Source organism: Microbispora sp. NBC_01389, from assembly GCF_045040095.1.
GTDB lineage: Bacteria > Actinomycetota > Actinomycetes > Streptosporangiales > Streptosporangiaceae > Microbispora.
This window is the reverse complement of record NZ_CP109552.1, coordinates 6,429,012-6,444,327: the sequence shown is the minus strand read 5'-3', so window position 1 is coordinate 6,444,327 and position 15,316 is coordinate 6,429,012. Positions and strand designations below refer to the sequence as shown.

Genomic DNA, 15,316 nt, shown 5'->3' with positions numbered 1-15,316 from the left:
GGGCTGGACATCGGGCGGCAAGGCGGTGAGCGGGCGATGAGCACGACTGAGCCGGCATTCGTGGTGATCACGGGAATGTCGGGCGCGGGGCGCAGCACCGCTGCGAAGGCCCTGGAGGACCTCGGCTGGTTCGTCATCGACAACCTGCCGCCCGGCCTGCTGTCCTCGCTCGCCGAGGAGGCGGGCCGGGTGAACGTGGCCGCCGACCGGGTCGCGGCCGTGGTGGACGTGCGGAGTCTCGCCTTCACCACCGACCTCAACGCCGCGATCAAGGACCTCGACGGGCGCGGCGTCGGCGTCCGGGTGGTGTTCCTCGAAGCCAGCGACGAGGAGCTGGTCCGCAGGTTCGAGAACGTGCGGCGGCCCCACCCCCTGCAGGGCGACGGGCGGCTCGTCGACGGGATCGACCGTGAGCGCGGCATCCTCCGCGAGATCCGCGCCAACGCCGATCTGGTCATCGACACGTCCCTGCTGAACGTCCACGAGCTGCGCAAGAAGATCGTTTCGTTCTTCGGCGGCGAGGACCGTCCGGGCCTCAAGGTGAACGTGGTGTCATTCGGCTACAAGTACGGCATGCCGGTCGACGCGGATCTCGTGGTCGACTGCCGGTTCCTGCCCAACCCTCACTGGGTGCCGGAGCTCCGGCCGATGAACGGCCTCGACGCGCCTGTGCGCGACTACGTGCTCGGCCAGCCCGGCGCCAAGGAGTTCCTCGACGGCTACGAGGAAGTCTTCGGCGTGGTGGCCGCCGGCTACACCCGCGAGGGCAAGAGCTACGCCACGCTCGCCGTGGGCTGCACCGGCGGGAAGCACCGCAGCGTGGCGATGGCCGAGCAACTCGGCGCCCGCTTCCGGGACCGCGGCATGGACGTCCAGGTCAGCCACCGGGACGTGGGCCGCGAGTGACCCGCCCGCCCGGCACGGCGTCCCCCGTCGTGATCGCGTGACGGCGCGGGTAGGGCGAATCGCGCCGAAAGGGGCGTACCGTGACTGGATGCGGAACGACCCCCCGAGCGAACCCCCGGGCGAACCCCTGAGCGATCCCCGGAACGACGCGGCGCCCGCGAGCAGCGGCCCCAAGGTGGTCGCGCTCGGCGGCGGTCACGGCCTGTACGCCTCCCTGTCGGCCCTCAGGACCGTCACCGATGATCTGTCGGCCGTGGTGACCGTCGCCGACGACGGCGGCTCCAGCGGCCGTCTCAGGCGTGAGCTCGGCGTCCTGCCCCCGGGTGACCTGCGGATGGCGCTCGCGGCCCTGTGCGGCGACGACGAGTGGGGCAGGACCTGGAGCGAGGTGGTCCAGCACCGTTTCCGCAGCGAGGGCGACCTGCACGGGCACGCGGTCGGCAACCTGCTCATCGTCGCCTTGTGGGAGCTCCTCCAGGACCCCGTCGTCGGCCTGGAGTGGGTGGGCCGGCTGCTCGGCGCCCACGGCCGGGTGCTGCCGATGGCGTCGGTGCCGCTCGACATCCAGGCGGAGGTCGAGCTGGACGGCGCCGTCACGACGGTGCGGGGGCAGGTCGCCTGCGCGCTGACGCCCGGCCGGGTGCGCTCCATCTCGCTGCTGCCGCCCGACCCTCCCGCCTGCCCCCAGGCGATCGAGGCCATCGAGGCCGCCGACTGGGTGGTCTTCGGGCCGGGGTCGTGGTTCACCAGCGTGCTGCCGCACCTCAAGGTGCCCGGGCTCGCCCGGGCGCTGCACGAGAGCGGCGCCCGCCGGCTGGTGATCCTCAACCTGGCACCGCAGGCCGGCGAGACCGACGGTTTCTCCCCCGAACGGCACCTGGAGGTGCTCAGGGAGCACGCCCCCGCCCTGCTCCTCGACGCGGTGGTCGCCGACCGTGCGGTGGTGGGCGACGCGAGGGCGCTGGAGAAGGCCGCGGGGGCGATGGGCGCCCGGGTCGTTCTGGCCGATGTGGCAGCGTCTGACGGATCTGCCCGGCACGACGGACCACGACTTGCCGCTGTCCTGGCCGAGATTTTCCGCGCGAAGCGGTGATTGCCTGCTCCCAAGGTGCGAGAGACTGACGGGCAGAGTCTGTTTGGGGGAGGACACGCGCAGATGGCCATGACGGGCGTGGTGAAAGACGAGCTGAGCCGCCTTCCGGTGCTCAAGCCCTGCTGCCGCAAGGCGGAGGTGTCGACGCTGCTGCGGTTCGCCAGCGGGCTGCACCTCGTGGGCGGGCGGATCGTGATCGAGGCCGAACTCGACACCAACGCCACCGCCCGCCGGCTCATCAAGGACATCGGGGAGGTCTTCGGCCACAAGGCCGAGGTCCTCGTGCTGGCCCCGGCCGGGCTGCGCAAGGGCTCGCGCTATGTCGTACGGGTCTACAAGGACGGCGAGGCGCTCGCCCGGCAGACCGGCCTCATCGACAACCACGGCCGGCCGGTGCGCGGCCTGCCCCGGCAGGTCGTGTCCGGCGCCACCTGCGACGCCGAGGCGGCCTGGCGGGGAGCCTTCCTCGCCCACGGCTCGCTGACCGAGCCGGGCCGGTCGATGTCGCTGGAGGTGACCTGCCCCGGGCCGGAGGCGGCGCTGGCCCTGGTCGGCTCCGCCCGGCGCCTGAAGATCCACGCCAAGGCCCGTGAGGTGCGCGGGGTCGACCGGGTGGTCGTGCGCGACGGCGACGCGATCAGCGCGCTGCTGACCCGGCTCGGCGCGCACGACAGCGTGCTGGCCTGGGAGGAGCGGCGGATGCGCCGGGAGGTGCGGGCCACCGCCAACCGCCTGGCCAACTTCGACGACGCCAACCTCCGCAGGTCCGCCCGGGCTGCCGTGGCGGCGGGGGCGAGGGTCCAGCGGGCGCTGGAGATCCTCGGTGAGGACGCCCCCGAGCACCTGGTGATCGCGGGCCGGCTCCGGGTGGAGCACAAGCAGGCGTCCCTGGAGGAGCTGGGCCAGATCGCCGACCCGCCGCTGACCAAGGACGCCATCGCCGGGCGCATCCGGCGACTGCTCGCCATGGCCGACAAGCGCGCCCAGGACCTCGGCATCGCCAACACCGAGGCCAACCTCACCGTTGACATGCTCGCGCACTGACCCGCTCCCGGCCGCCGCCGGGAGGGTTTCCGGGCCCGCCGCCTGGGAGAACGGAGCCGTTCACCGGCTCGCGGGGCCGGACACGCCGCCAAAACGCGGCCCCGTGGTCTACACCAATTTGGGTCCGATAAGGTCTGTCATTGAGGTTTAACACAGCCCTGGCGCCGGTACACCGGCGCACGACGTACGAGGAGATCGGATCCGTGAGCATCCGCGTAGGCGTCAACGGCTTCGGCCGTATCGGCCGCAACTTCTGGCGCGCTGTGGCGGCCAGCGGCAAGGACATCGAGATCGTGGCCGTCAACGACCTCACCGACAACGCCACGCTGGCCCACCTGCTGAAGTACGACAGCATCCTGGGCCGCCTGCCGTACGAGGTCAAGTCCTCGGCTGACGAGATCACCGTCGACGGCAAGGCGATCAAGACCTTCGCCGAGCGCGACCCGGCCAAGCTCCCCTGGGGCGACCTGGGTGTCGACGTCGTCGTCGAGTCGACCGGTCTGTTCACCGACGCCACCAAGGCCAAGGTGCACGCCGACAACGGTGCGAAGAAGGTCATCATCTCCGCTCCGGCGAAGAACGAGGACGTGACGATCGTCATGGGTGTCAACCACGGCATCTACGACCCGGCCGCTCACACGATCATCTCGAACGCCTCCTGCACCACCAACTGCCTGGCCCCGATGGCCAAGGTCATCAACGACACCTTCGGTATCGAGAAGGGTCTGATGACCACCATCCACGCCTACACGCAGGACCAGAACCTGCAGGACGGCCCGCACAGCGACCTGCGCCGCGCCCGCGCTGCCGCGCTGAACATCGTCCCGACCTCCACCGGCGCCGCCAAGGCCATCGGCCTGGTCCTGCCCGAGCTCAAGGGCAAGCTCGACGGCTACGCGCTACGCGTGCCGATCCCGACGGGCTCGGCCACCGACCTGACCGTCGAGGTCGGCCGCGAGACCTCCGTCGAGGAGGTCAACGCCGCGCTGAAGGCCGCCGCCGAGGGCCCGCTCAAGGGCTTCCTGACCTACACCGAGGACGAGATCGTCTCCAGCGACATCGTCACCGACCCGTCGTCCTGCATCTTCGACGCCGGTCTCACCAAGGTCATCGGCAACCAGGTCAAGGTCGTCGGCTGGTACGACAACGAGTGGGGTTACTCGAACCGCCTCGGCGACCTCATCGAGTTCGTGGGCGCCTCCCTCTGATGATCGGAATCGACGAGCTCGACGTGAAGGGCCGGCGCGTGTTCGTGCGCGCCGACCTCAACGTCCCCCTCGACGGGGAGACGATCACCGACGACGGGCGCATCCGCGCGTCGGTGCCGACGATCAGGAAGCTGCTGGAGCGCGGGGCGAAGGTCGTCGTCGCCGCGCACCTCGGCCGGCCCAAGGGCTCCGTCACGCCGAAGTACTCGCTCGCCCCGGTCTCCCGGCGGCTGGCCGAACTGCTCGGCGAGGACGTGGCGTTCGCCGCCGACACGGTCGGCGAGTCGGCCCAGAGCGTGGTCGCGGGCCTCCAGGACGGGCAGGTCGCCCTGCTGGAGAACCTGCGCTTCGAGCCGGGCGAGGAGTCCAAGGACGACGCGGTCAGGGCGGAGTTCGCGGAGCGGCTCGCCGCGCTCGCCGACGTCTACGTCGGCGACGGCTTCGGCGCCGTGCACCGCAAGCACGCCAGCGTCTACGACCTGCCCAAGCGGCTGCCGCACGCGGCGGGCGACCTGGTCCTCGCCGAGGTCGACGTGCTGCGCAGGCTCACCGAGGACCCGGCCCGGCCGTACGTCGTCGTCCTGGGCGGCGCGAAGGTCTCCGACAAGCTCGGCGTGATCGCGAACCTGCTGGCCAAGGTGGACCGCCTGCTCATCGGCGGCGGCATGGCCTACACCTTCCTCAAGGCCCAGGGCCACGAGGTGGGCAATTCGCTGCTGCAGGAGGACCAGATCGACCAGGTGAAGGGCTTCCTCGACGAGGCGGCCTCCCGCGGGGTCGAGCTGGTGCTGCCGGTCGACGTGCTGGCCGCGACCGAGTTCGGGGCAGACGCCCCGCACGACGTCGTCGCGGCCACGGCGATCCCGGCCGACCGCGAGGGCCTCGACATCGGCCCCCGCACCCGGGAACTGTTCGCCGCCAAGCTGGCCGACGCGCGGACCGTGTTCTGGAACGGCCCGATGGGCGTGTTCGAGTTCGACGCGTTCTCCGGCGGCACCCGCGCGGTGGCCGAGGCGCTGGTGGCGTCCGAGGCGTTCACCGTGGTCGGCGGCGGCGACTCCGCCGCGGCCGTGCGTAGGCTCGGGCTGCCCGAGGATGGTTTCTCGCACATTTCCACCGGTGGTGGCGCCAGCCTCGAGTACCTCGAAGGCAAGACGCTGCCCGGACTCGCGGCGCTGGAGGACTAGATGGCGCGCAAGCCGCTTTTCGCCGGCAACTGGAAGATGAACCTCAACCACCTCGAGGCCATCAACCTGGTGCAGAAGCTGGCGTTCTCGCTGAACGACCGCGACCACGACAGGGCGGAGGTGGCGGTCATCCCGCCGTTCACCGACCTGCGCAGCGTGCAGACGCTGGTGGACGCCGACAAGCTGCGCATCGCCTACGGCGCGCAGGACCTGTCCGCGCATGACTCCGGGGCGTACACCGGGGAGATCTCCGGGGCGATGCTGGGCAAGCTCGGCTGTGCCTACGTCCTCGTGGGTCACTCGGAGCGGCGGCAGTACCACGCCGAGGACGACGCGCTGTGCAACGCCAAGGTCAAGGCCGCCTACCGGCACTCGCTGACGCCGATCCTGTGCGTGGGCGAGGGGCTGCCGGTGCGCCAGGAGGGCCGCCAGGTCGAGCACACGCTGGCGCAGCTCGACGGCGCGCTGGAAGGTGTGCCCGCCGACCAGGCGAAGTCCATCGTGGTCGCGTACGAGCCGGTCTGGGCGATCGGGACCGGCGAGGTCGCCACCCCGAAGGACGCCCAGGAGGTGTGCGGCGCCATCAGGACGAGACTCGCCGAGCTGTACGGTGACGATGTGGCCGCCGCTGTCCGTATCCTTTACGGTGGCTCGGTGAAGTCGGACAACGTCGCCGGGATCATGGCGGAAGCCGACATCGACGGCGCCCTCGTCGGAGGGGCCAGCCTCGATGCGGGCGAGTACGTCAAGATCTGCCGTTTCGGCGAAGTCTCCGGCTAGCTGTGCCGTTCGGAGGGTGCGACTTGACAACAAGTCGTACCCTCGAAGGACACAAATGAATCGTCACGCTGATGGCATCGTGCATCCGCAACGCTGACGGCATCGTGCACTCGCACGTTGATGACGCCGTGCACCGCGTCGTGCACGCCCGGATATTAGGAACAGGTCTACGGTGATAATCGGAATCTCCATCGCCCTCATCCTGGCGAGCGCCTTGATGGTGCTGCTCGTGCTGCTTCACAAGGGCAAGGGCGGCGGCTTGTCCGACCTGTTCGGCGGCGGCTTCTCGTCGTCCTTCGGCGGATCGTCGGTGGTCGAGCGCAACCTGGACCGCCTGACCGTCATCACGGGCAGCGTCTGGCTCGTCTGCATCATCGCGCTGGGCCTGCTGCTCAAGCCGTAGACGGTCTCCGGCCACGCGTGACAGAGATTCACCTTCCCCCGTCCGCGGGGCGATCGAGCAAGGAGTTCATCGGTGGGTAGTGGCAACGCGATCCGTGGCAGCCGAGTCGGCGCCGGCCCCATGGGAGAGGCCGAACGCGGCGAGGCCGCCCCCCGTGTGCGGGTCCCGTTCTGGTGCGCCAACATGCACGAGACGCGCCCGAGCTTCGCCAGCGACGCGGCCGTCCCCGAGTTCTGGGACTGCCCGCGGTGCGGGCTGCCGGCCGGGCAGGACCAGTCGAGCCCGCCGGCTCCGCCGCGCAACGAGCCGTACAAGACGCACCTCGCGTACGTGAAGGAGCGCCGCAGCGACAAGGACGGCGCGCAGATCCTCGCCGAGGCGCTGGAGCGGCTGCGCTCCTCCTCCCGCCCGATCTACTGACCGCCGAGGTCGCCCGTACGGCGTCCGCGGGGATCGTCGATCCGCGGACGACGAGGAAGTAGCCGGGTGTCCGGGGCCGCGCGAGCGGTCCCGGCGACCCGAGCAGGCCCGGAGCCTTCACGGCTCCGGGCTTTCGCGTTCCCGCCCACAGCCGGCCCCGCCCACAGCCGGCTCTCGCGGGCCGGTCGTTCAGGCGTCCTGTCTGAGGTTGCGCAGCATGCGTTCCAGCAGAGCCGTGAGCAGGCGCACCTCCTCCTCCGAGAGACCGGCGAGCAGCCGGGCGCTCGCCCTGCCGAACACGGGCGCGAGCCGCGGCACGAGCGCGCGGCCCTGCCCGGTCACCTCGACGACGACCGACCGGCGGTCGTCCGGGTGCCGGCGCCGCCGCACCAGGCCCTTCGCCTCCAGCCGGTCGAGCAGCCTCGTCATGCCCGCGGTGTCGGTGCCCAGCTCGGGCGCGAGCCGGTTGGGGCTGGTCTCCTCGCGCGCCGCGCTCAGCAGCAGCGCCGCCTGCTGGGCCGTCAGATCGTACGGCGCCAGCATGCCGTCCACCACCGTGCGCAGTTCGCGCCCCACCTGGTTGAGCAGGGACCCGCCCCCGAGCACGAGCTGGATCGGGACGCCGTCGCCCCCGCGCATCCGTCGGTCGTTCGTCATCCCCGCATGCTAACTGACGCGACTGTTGCTGTCGTGACAGCTATTCCCGTACGCTGGACCGGCTCACCGAAAGGACCCGCATGCACGTACTGATCATCGGCGGCGGCATCGGCGGCCTGGCCCTCGCCCAGGGGCTCAGGAAGGCCGGCGTCGGCGTCGCCCTCTACGAACGCGACGGCTCGGCGTTCTTCCGCGGCCAGGGCTGGCGCATCTCCATCAAGGAGGACGGCAGCGCGGGCCTGCGCGCCTGCCTGCCGGACGACCTGTTCGACCTGTCTGTGGCGACGTCCCTGCGCCCGGCCACGCGGATGGCGTTCCTCGACCACCGGCTCACCCCGAAGTTCGAAAAGCCCATCCCGCCCCTCCCTGGGGACCGGTTCTTCGGGGTGAACCGGCTCACGCTGCGGGAGATCCTCTTCGCCGGGCTGGACGGGATCGCCAACTTCGGCGCGGAGTTCGTCCGGTACGACCACCTGCCGGACGGCCGCGTCCGCGCGCACTTCGCCGACGGGACCTCCGCCGTGGGTGACCTGCTCGTCGGGGCGGACGGGACCGGCTCCCGGGTGCGCCGCCAGTTGCTGCCCGAGGCGGTGGTCGACGACGCCGGAGTCTTCGTCTACGGCCGCACACCGATCACGCCCGGGATGCTGGACCGGGTGCCGGGGATCCTCGTGGACACCTTCAACCGGCTGATCGATCCCGCCGGCCCGGCTCTTTCGGTCGCCACCTGCCGGGCCGGTGAACCGCCGCCGGGGTCTCCCGCCGTACGGCTCACTCCGGTGCCCGCCTACTTCGCCTGGCAGGTGTCGTGCGACAGCGACTGGGGGAGCGCGGCGGACCTGCGGCAGGCCGATGCCGCCACACTGCACCGGGCGGCCCTGGAGGCGATCGCCCGCTTCCACCCGGCGGCCCGGGGGATCGTCGAGGAGGCCGACGTGTCCGCCACCTTCCCGGTCGCGCTGCGGACCGCCCGGCCCGTCGAACCCTGGACCACCGGGAACGTCACCCTGCTCGGCGACGCGATCCACACCATGTCTCCCGGCCGGGGCGAGGGCGCCAACGTCACCCTCCGCGACGCCGCTCTGCTCACCCGCACGCTGGCCGAGGCCGCTGCCCGGGACGTGCCGCCGCCCGCCGCCCTGGCGGGCTACGAGCGGGAGATGCTCCGGTACGGCTTCGCGGCCGTCGCCGCCTCCCGCGACCAGCCGTTCATGCCCCGCCGGTTCGGCTGAACGAGGCGATCAGGCGGGGCCGGCCGCTTCTGTCGTCCGCCGAGGTGGTCGTCCTCGCGCCGGCCGGGGCGCTCGTCGAGCGGTCAGCCGTGCACCTGTTCGCCGTCGAGGAAGGTCATGACGACCTTGGTCGTCCAGATGTCCTTCGGATCGAGGGCGAAGGGGTCGCGGTCGAGGACGACGAGGTCGGCCGGGCGGCCCGCCTCGATCACACCGGCGGGGGAGCGGTTGATCCAGGCCGATCCCTCGGTGTAGGCGGTCATGACCGTCCGCAGGCCTAGGCTCTGCTCCGGCAGGAATGGCGTCTGCGCGGTGGGGTACGTCGCGTGGACCGAGCCGCCCGGCTCGGTGCGGTTGACCGCCACGTGCATCGCCTCCAGCGGGTTGGCCGAGGAGACGGGCCAGTCGGAGCCCCCGGCGATGCGGGTGCCGTGCCGTACGAGGTCGGCGAAGGGGTACTGCCAGGACGCCCGCTCCTCGCCCAGGTAGGGGATGCACAGCTCGTCCATCTGCAGGTGGTGGGTCGCCCACAGCGGCTGGAGGTTGGCCGCCACGCCGATCTCGGCGAAACGCGGCACGTCCCGCGGCGTGATGATCTGCACGTGCGCGATGTGGTGGCGGTTCGCGGGGTCGGTGCCGGTCAGCGCGTCGAGCGCCTCCCGTACGGCCCGCTCGCCGATGGCGTGGAAGTGCACCTGGAAGCCCTGGGCGTCCAGTTCCTTGACGTACCCGCCGAGCAGGGCGGGGTCGACGTACGACAGGCCGGTTCCGCCGCAGCGGCAATAGGGCTCGATGACGGCGGCGGTGAAGTTCTCCGGGATGCCGTCCTGCATGATCTTCACGGAGGTCGCCCGGAACCGGTCCAGGCCCTCGGCCATGGCCCGCCGCTCGACCAGGCCGGGGATCTGCTCGGCCCCCCGGGCGCGGTCCCACCACAGGGCGCCGACCACCCGCGCCTTCAGCCGCCCGGAGGCGGCCGCGGACAGGTAGGCGGGCAGCTGGTCGTCCGACCCGGCGTACGAGCCGACGATGGCGTCCTGCCAGCCGGTGATGCCGAGGGAGAACAAATGGGCCTGCGCGTCCATCAGGGCGGCCTCGACGTCGGCCGGGGTCGGGCGGGGGGTGAGCAGGCCGACGAGGTCCATCGCGCCCTCGTGCAGCACGCCGCTCGGCGTGCCGTCGGGGTCGCGCTCGATGCGGCCGTCGGCGGGGTCGGGGGTGTCCGCGGTGATCCCGGCGAGCTCCAGGGCCCGGGTGTTGACCCACGCCGCGTGGTGGTCGCGCTGGACGAAGTAGGCCGGCCGGTCGAGGAAGTCAAGCTGGGACCGGTGGGGAAGGCCGCCCGGGAAGGCGGCCATGTCCCAGCCGCCGCCGTCGATCCACTCCTTATCCTGATTTCTCGCAGCATAGGCGGCGATCTCGGCTTTGTAGGCGTCGAGGCCGTACACCTCGGACAGGTCGCACTTGGCTCGCTCCAGCCCGGCCTGCACCGGGTGGATGTGGGCGTCGACGAACCCCGGCGTCAGCAGGCCGCCGCCGAGGTCGACCGGCTCGGCGTCCGGAGCCAGCCGTACGAGGTCGGCCTCGGCGCCGACGGCGGCGATGACGCCGTCGCGGACGAGCACCGCCTCGGCGAAGCCGCCGGTGGTGAAGGCGCGGCCGCCGCGGAAGAGGAGGGTGGAACTCACGGGTGTCGTGTCCTTCTTTCTGGTGACTGTTGCACAGCCGTACGGGCGGGACGCGGTCAGTGGCCGGTGATCCTGTCGGCGATCCGGGCCAGCACGGACGTCCTGGTCATGCCCGCGCTCTCGCGGGCGTCGGCGAGCCGGTAGAGACGGTACATCGAGTGGACGCCGAGCCAGCGCAGCGGCTCGGGCTCCCAGGCGCGCACCCGCCGGTCCACCCACGGCATCCGGGTGAGGCCCGTGTCGCGGCGCAGCACGAGGTCGCGCAGCGTGCGCCCGGCGAGGTTCGTGGTGGTCACGCCGTGGCCCGTGTAGCCGCCGGCCCAGCCGAGGCCGGTCGCCGGGTCCAGGTGGACGGCCGAGCACCAGTCGCGCGGCACGCCGAGCACGCCCGACCAGGCGTGCGCCACCCGCGAGCCCGCGACGGCGGGGAAGAACGCGACCAGCAAGTCCCACAGGGCGTCCACGGTCAAGGCGTGGGTGTGCCCGCGCTCGTCGATCCGCGATCCGTAGAGGTACGGCCTGCCCCGCCCGCCGAAGGCGATGCGATCGTCGGCGGTCCGCTGGGCGTACATGTAGTAGTGCGCCATGTCGCCGAGCAGTTCGCGGCCCCGCCAGCCGATCTCGTCCCAGACCTCCGGCGGCAGCGGCTCGGTGACGATCAGGGAGCTGTTCATCGGCAGCCAGTCGCGGTGGTGGCCGTCGATGCCGGCGGTGAATCCCTCGGTGCAGCGCAGCACGTGGTCCGCCCACACCGTGCCGTACGGCGTGACCGCCCGCCCAGGCGCGATCGCGGTCACCGGGGTGCCCTCATAGACCTCCACACCGAGGTTCCGGACGGCCGCGGCCAGCCCGCGGGCGAGCGTGGCCGGCTGGATCCGGGCGCAGTGGGGGGTCCAGGTCGCGGCGACCGCGCCCGCGACCCGGAGCCGATCGTTCATCTCGTCGCCGGACAGCAGCCGGACGTCCTCGGGACCCCAGCCCCACTCGCGCTGACCGGCCAGTTCCTCGCGCAACCGCAGCGCCTGCGCCGTGCCCCGCGCGACGGTGAGCAGGCCGCCCTTGACGATGTCGGCGTCGATGCCCTCCTCGCCCGCGACCCGGATCACCTCGTCGATCGACTCGAACATCGCGCGCTGCAGCCGCCGGGCGCCGTCCGCGCCGTGGGTCTTCGCGTACCGCTCGGGCGAGCCCGCCAGCGCGCCGGTCAGCCAGCCCCCGTTGCGTCCCGACGCCCCGAAACCGGCGAACTCCTTCTCCAGCACGACGACCCGCAGCGAGGGAGCGGCCTTCTTCAGGTAGTAGGCGGTCCACAGGCCGGTGTAGCCCGCGCCGACCACGGCCACGTCGGCCCGCGTGTCGCCGTCCAGGCGCTCGCCGGGCGCCGGGACCCCGGACGACCGGTACCAGAAGGACACCTCACCGTTGACGAAGCCAGGAGACAGGGGAGCGCTCATGCGACACATCCTGCTATATCCGTTCTCTTGTCGCTATTCGGCGACGGATGTCGTGGCATACGGGGAAGAGTCATGCGGATAACCATGGTCTTAACGTGCCATACCGAACGGAAACGCTCGGCTCACCGCCGTGTAGCAAGCGTGTAACAGCGCTCCGGCAGGCTGAAGGTCAGCGCAACGAAGGGAGTGGCACCGATGGGGTTCTTCCGGATCCGGACCACTGTGGACGAGCGGCCGGGACGGCTGGCGTCGCTGACGGCCGCCCTGGCCGACAAGGGCGGCAACATATTCGGACTCTCGGTGCAGCCCGACACGGACGGCACGGTCGACGAGTTCGTCACGGAGATCCCGGCGTCCCCCGAGGCCGTGCGCGAGGCGCTGGAGGCGGCCGGTGGGCGGCGCGTGCGGATCGTACCCGCCACCGCGCACGAACTGACCGACGAGCCGACCCGTACGCTGCTGCTCTCCGCCCGGCTGCGGTCGGCGTCCTGGCGCCTGCCGGAGATCCTGGGCGAACTGCTGCGCGCCGACGACGCCCGCTGGGTGTACGGCGCGGCTACGGCGCGCCCCGGCGACCGGAACGAGGGGGAGACGCCGGAGCTTCCCGACCCCACGCTGCTGGTGGTGCCCGTGGCGCCGCGCCGGTCGATCCGGCTGCGCCGCGCCGGGCTCCCGTTCACCCTGACGGAGGCGGCCCGCGCCGCCGCGATGGTGCGGCTGGCGCAGCCGCCGGCCGAGCCGTCCGCGGCCGAGGGGCCGGTGCGCCTGGCCGACGGCGCGGAGGTGCAGGTCAAGCCGTTGACCCCGTTGTACCGCGAGGCGCTGCGCGACCTGCACGAACGCTGCTCGCCCGAGACGCGCCGGTTCCGCTACTTCACCTCGAACCCCAACCTGCCGCCGCGCATGCTCGACCGGCTGTGCGACCGGGCCCGCGGGCAGTCGCTCGTCGCCGGGCACGACGGGCAGGTGGTGGCCCTCGCGAGCCTGCTGTTCACCGCGGACCCGGGCATCGCCGAGATCGCGCTGCTGGTGGAGGACCGCTGGCAGGGGCGAGGCCTCGGCGGCACGCTCGCCCGCATGCTCCTCACCCAGGCGCGGGACCTCGGCTTCGCCGAGGTGCGAGTCACCCTGCTGTTCGACAACATGCGCCTGCGCAGACTGCTGAGCTCCCTCGGCGCGTCGCTCACCCACACCGAGGACCCCGGTGTGATGGAGGGGCGGATCGCCGTGGGCGTGATGGCGACGGCATCCCCGAGCTGACGCTTTCGCGGGTGGTCCTCCTGGTCCGGTGTTGCTCAGGGCACCGGACCAGGACGGTCGCCGCCATCGCCGGGCGTACGGCGGATCAGCCGCTTCCGGGGGCCGCGCCGGGCCGCTCACGACGCTCCCGCGCGCTCGGCGCGGGCTGAACGTTTCAGCGCCGTGGCCTGGGCTCCCTCCGGCCGCCGATCGGCTCGCCGGAGGGGCCGGCGGTCGCGTTCACCCAGGCCGAGGCGGCCGGCGGCGCGGCGCCTGACCGGCCGCCGCGACGCGGACGACGACACCGCGTCTCACAGGGCGAACGCCGCACCGGGCGGCCGATCGCGACCGCCTGCCCAGTGACCTAATTTCGGGACGGCACTCTGACACGCGGCGGCAGCCGCCCGTCGTCGTTCCCGAAAGGACTTCCAGATGAGACGAAGTCTCGCCACCGTCGCGGCCACGGGGCTCGCCGCCGCGCTGGTCGCCGCCGGTGGAGTCGCGACGGTGACGATGCCGGCCGCGGCCGCCGCCGGATGCAAGGTGACCTACACGATCGTCAGCCAATGGGGCGGCGGCTTCCAGGGCGACGTGGCGATCACCAACCTCGGCGACCCGGTCGGCAACTGGAAGCTGGAGTTCGACTTCCCCAACTCCGGGCAGAAGATCGCGTCCGGCTGGAACGCCACCTGGACGCAGTCCGGCACGCGCGTGACCGCCACCAGCCTGTCCTACAACGGCTCCATCCCCACCAACGGCACTGCCAGTGGCATGGGATTCACGGCGACCATCACCGGCGCCAACCCGGTTCCCACCACCTTCTGGCTCAACGGCGCCATGTGCGGCGGCCCCGTGACCCTCAGCCCGACACCCACGCCCACGGTCAGCCCCTCTCCGACCCCTTCGCCGACGCCGACGCCGACGCCGACACCGTCTCCGACCCCGACCCCGACACCGACCCCGACACCGTCTCCGAGCCCCACGCCGACGCCGACCGTCACCCCCACGACGGGCACGCCGCGTCCCGGCGTCGGGCCGTGCACGCCGGGCGCGACCTATCCCAACCCGCTGCCGTCGTCGTCGGTGACCGCCACCAAGATCCGGGACGGGTTCAACTTCCTGGAAGGCCCGGTCTGGGACTCCGCCAGCCAGACCCTGCTGCTGTCGCTCATGCGTGACGGCACCGGGTCGGAGAACGTCCAGCCCTCGGACGTGCTGCGGTTCACCGAGCCGAACACCTTCCAGACCTTCATCTCCGGCTCCGGCAGCAACGGCCTCGCCCTCAGCCGGGACGGCGCCACGCTGCTGGCCGCCACGCACGACCAGCGCAGCGTCTCCTCCTTCCGCCTGTCCGACCGGACGCGGGGGGTGGTCGCCTCCAACTACCAGGGCCGCGCCTTCAACTCGCCGAACGACCTCACCGTCGGCGCAGACGGCACCGTCTACTTCACCGACCCCGACTTCCAGCGCGCCAACCGGTCCGACCAAATGTCCGGCCGCACCGGTGTGTACCGGGTCAAGAACGGCGTCGTCTCGCTGATCGACGACACCATCCGGGAGCCGAACGGCATCGCGCTCTCTCCCGACGGCAAGACGCTCTACGTCGGCGGCAACGGCACGGGCAAGATCTACAAGTGGCCCGTCAACTCCGACGGCAGCGTCGGCACCCGCGCCGACTTCGCGTCCCTGAACGGTTCGGACGGCGTGACCATCGACTGCGCCGGCAACCTCTACCAGGCCTCCTTCAACGACGGCAAGGTCCACGTGTACGCGCCGTCCGGCGTGCAGCTCGGCACCATTTCCGCCGGGCAGAACACCACCAACCTCGCCTTCGGCGGCCCCGACGGCCAGACGCTGTACATCACCTCGGGCACGCCCTCCCGCGGCGGGAACACCGGAAACTTCGGCCTCTACCGCGTCCGGCTGAACGTTCCCGGCTGGCCGTACTGACGCCCACCGGAGGTGACACCTTTGAAAGCCGGGCGGAACTGAGGTAGAGCTGGTC

Annotated in this window: 14 protein-coding genes; 11 read left to right on the top strand and 3 right to left on the bottom strand. The window is 71.8% G+C overall.

All coding sequences use genetic code 11. From position 1 onward, the window contains the following. The first annotated feature begins 36 nt into the window (after positions 1–36). From rapZ to OG344_RS28405, 8 genes are all read left to right on the top strand, one after another. On the top strand, positions 37–906 hold the full coding sequence (gene rapZ, locus OG344_RS28440; RefSeq protein ID WP_405085716.1) for an RNase adapter RapZ: 870 nt from the start codon (positions 37–39) through the stop codon (positions 904–906). Between the two features lie 175 nt (positions 907–1,081). Then, positions 1,082–1,999 carry a uridine diphosphate-N-acetylglucosamine-binding protein YvcK gene (gene yvcK, locus OG344_RS28435; RefSeq protein ID WP_327049620.1) on the top strand — a complete coding sequence of 306 codons (918 nt, stop codon included), beginning with the start codon at positions 1,082–1,084 and terminating at the stop codon, positions 1,997–1,999. A 63-nt stretch (positions 2,000–2,062) separates the two neighbouring features. Beyond that, positions 2,063–3,043, top strand: a complete 981-nt coding sequence (whiA, locus tag OG344_RS28430; protein ID WP_327046321.1) for a DNA-binding protein WhiA — start codon at positions 2,063–2,065, stop codon at positions 3,041–3,043. 203 nt (positions 3,044–3,246) lie between these two features. Beyond that, positions 3,247–4,251: a type I glyceraldehyde-3-phosphate dehydrogenase gene (gene gap, locus OG344_RS28425; protein WP_327046320.1), complete on the top strand. Its 1,005-nt coding sequence runs from the start codon at positions 3,247–3,249 to the stop codon at positions 4,249–4,251. After that, a complete protein-coding gene (locus OG344_RS28420) occupies positions 4,251–5,438 on the top strand; it encodes a phosphoglycerate kinase (protein WP_405085715.1) in 1,188 nt (395 codons plus the stop codon). The genes gap and OG344_RS28420 overlap by 1 nt, the downstream gene beginning before the upstream one ends. Beyond that, entirely contained in the window at positions 5,439–6,218 is a 780-nt protein-coding gene (gene tpiA, locus OG344_RS28415; protein ID WP_405085714.1) for a triose-phosphate isomerase, read from the top strand. 172 nt (positions 6,219–6,390) lie between these two features. Beyond that, positions 6,391–6,621: a preprotein translocase subunit SecG gene (gene secG / locus OG344_RS28410; protein ID WP_405085713.1), complete on the top strand. Its 231-nt coding sequence runs from the start codon at positions 6,391–6,393 to the stop codon at positions 6,619–6,621. 72 nt (positions 6,622–6,693) lie between these two features. After that, complete coding sequence (locus tag OG344_RS28405; protein WP_327046316.1) at positions 6,694–7,041, top strand: RNA polymerase-binding protein RbpA; 348 nt, start codon at positions 6,694–6,696, stop codon at positions 7,039–7,041. A 189-nt stretch (positions 7,042–7,230) separates the two neighbouring features. On the opposite strand, the gene OG344_RS28400 is transcribed toward OG344_RS28405, so the two are convergent. After that, positions 7,231–7,698 (bottom strand): MarR family winged helix-turn-helix transcriptional regulator, encoded by a 468-nt coding sequence (locus OG344_RS28400; protein ID WP_405085712.1) that lies wholly within the window; start codon positions 7,696–7,698, stop codon positions 7,231–7,233. A gap of 80 nt (positions 7,699–7,778) precedes the next feature. On the opposite strand from OG344_RS28400, the gene OG344_RS28395 reads away from it, so the two are divergent. Then, positions 7,779–8,930: an FAD-dependent oxidoreductase gene (locus OG344_RS28395; RefSeq protein WP_405085711.1), complete on the top strand. Its 1,152-nt coding sequence runs from the start codon at positions 7,779–7,781 to the stop codon at positions 8,928–8,930. 83 nt (positions 8,931–9,013) lie between these two features. On the opposite strand, the gene OG344_RS28390 is transcribed toward OG344_RS28395, so the two are convergent. Together OG344_RS28390 and OG344_RS28385 are read right to left on the bottom strand one after the other, a co-directional pair. After that, positions 9,014–10,618 (bottom strand): amidohydrolase, encoded by a 1,605-nt coding sequence (locus tag OG344_RS28390; protein ID WP_405085710.1) that lies wholly within the window; start codon positions 10,616–10,618, stop codon positions 9,014–9,016. 56 nt (positions 10,619–10,674) lie between these two features. Next, complete coding sequence (locus OG344_RS28385; protein WP_405085709.1) at positions 10,675–12,072, bottom strand: NAD(P)/FAD-dependent oxidoreductase; 1,398 nt, start codon at positions 12,070–12,072, stop codon at positions 10,675–10,677. Between the two features lie 195 nt (positions 12,073–12,267). Between OG344_RS28385 and OG344_RS28380 the strand changes: the two genes are divergently transcribed. Together OG344_RS28380 and OG344_RS28375 are read left to right on the top strand one after the other, a co-directional pair. Then, positions 12,268–13,332 (top strand): GNAT family N-acetyltransferase, encoded by a 1,065-nt coding sequence (locus OG344_RS28380; protein WP_405085708.1) that lies wholly within the window; start codon positions 12,268–12,270, stop codon positions 13,330–13,332. Between the two features lie 411 nt (positions 13,333–13,743). Continuing rightward, positions 13,744–15,261: an SMP-30/gluconolactonase/LRE family protein gene (locus OG344_RS28375; RefSeq protein ID WP_405085707.1), complete on the top strand. Its 1,518-nt coding sequence runs from the start codon at positions 13,744–13,746 to the stop codon at positions 15,259–15,261. The last annotated feature ends 55 nt before the right edge of the window (positions 15,262–15,316 follow it).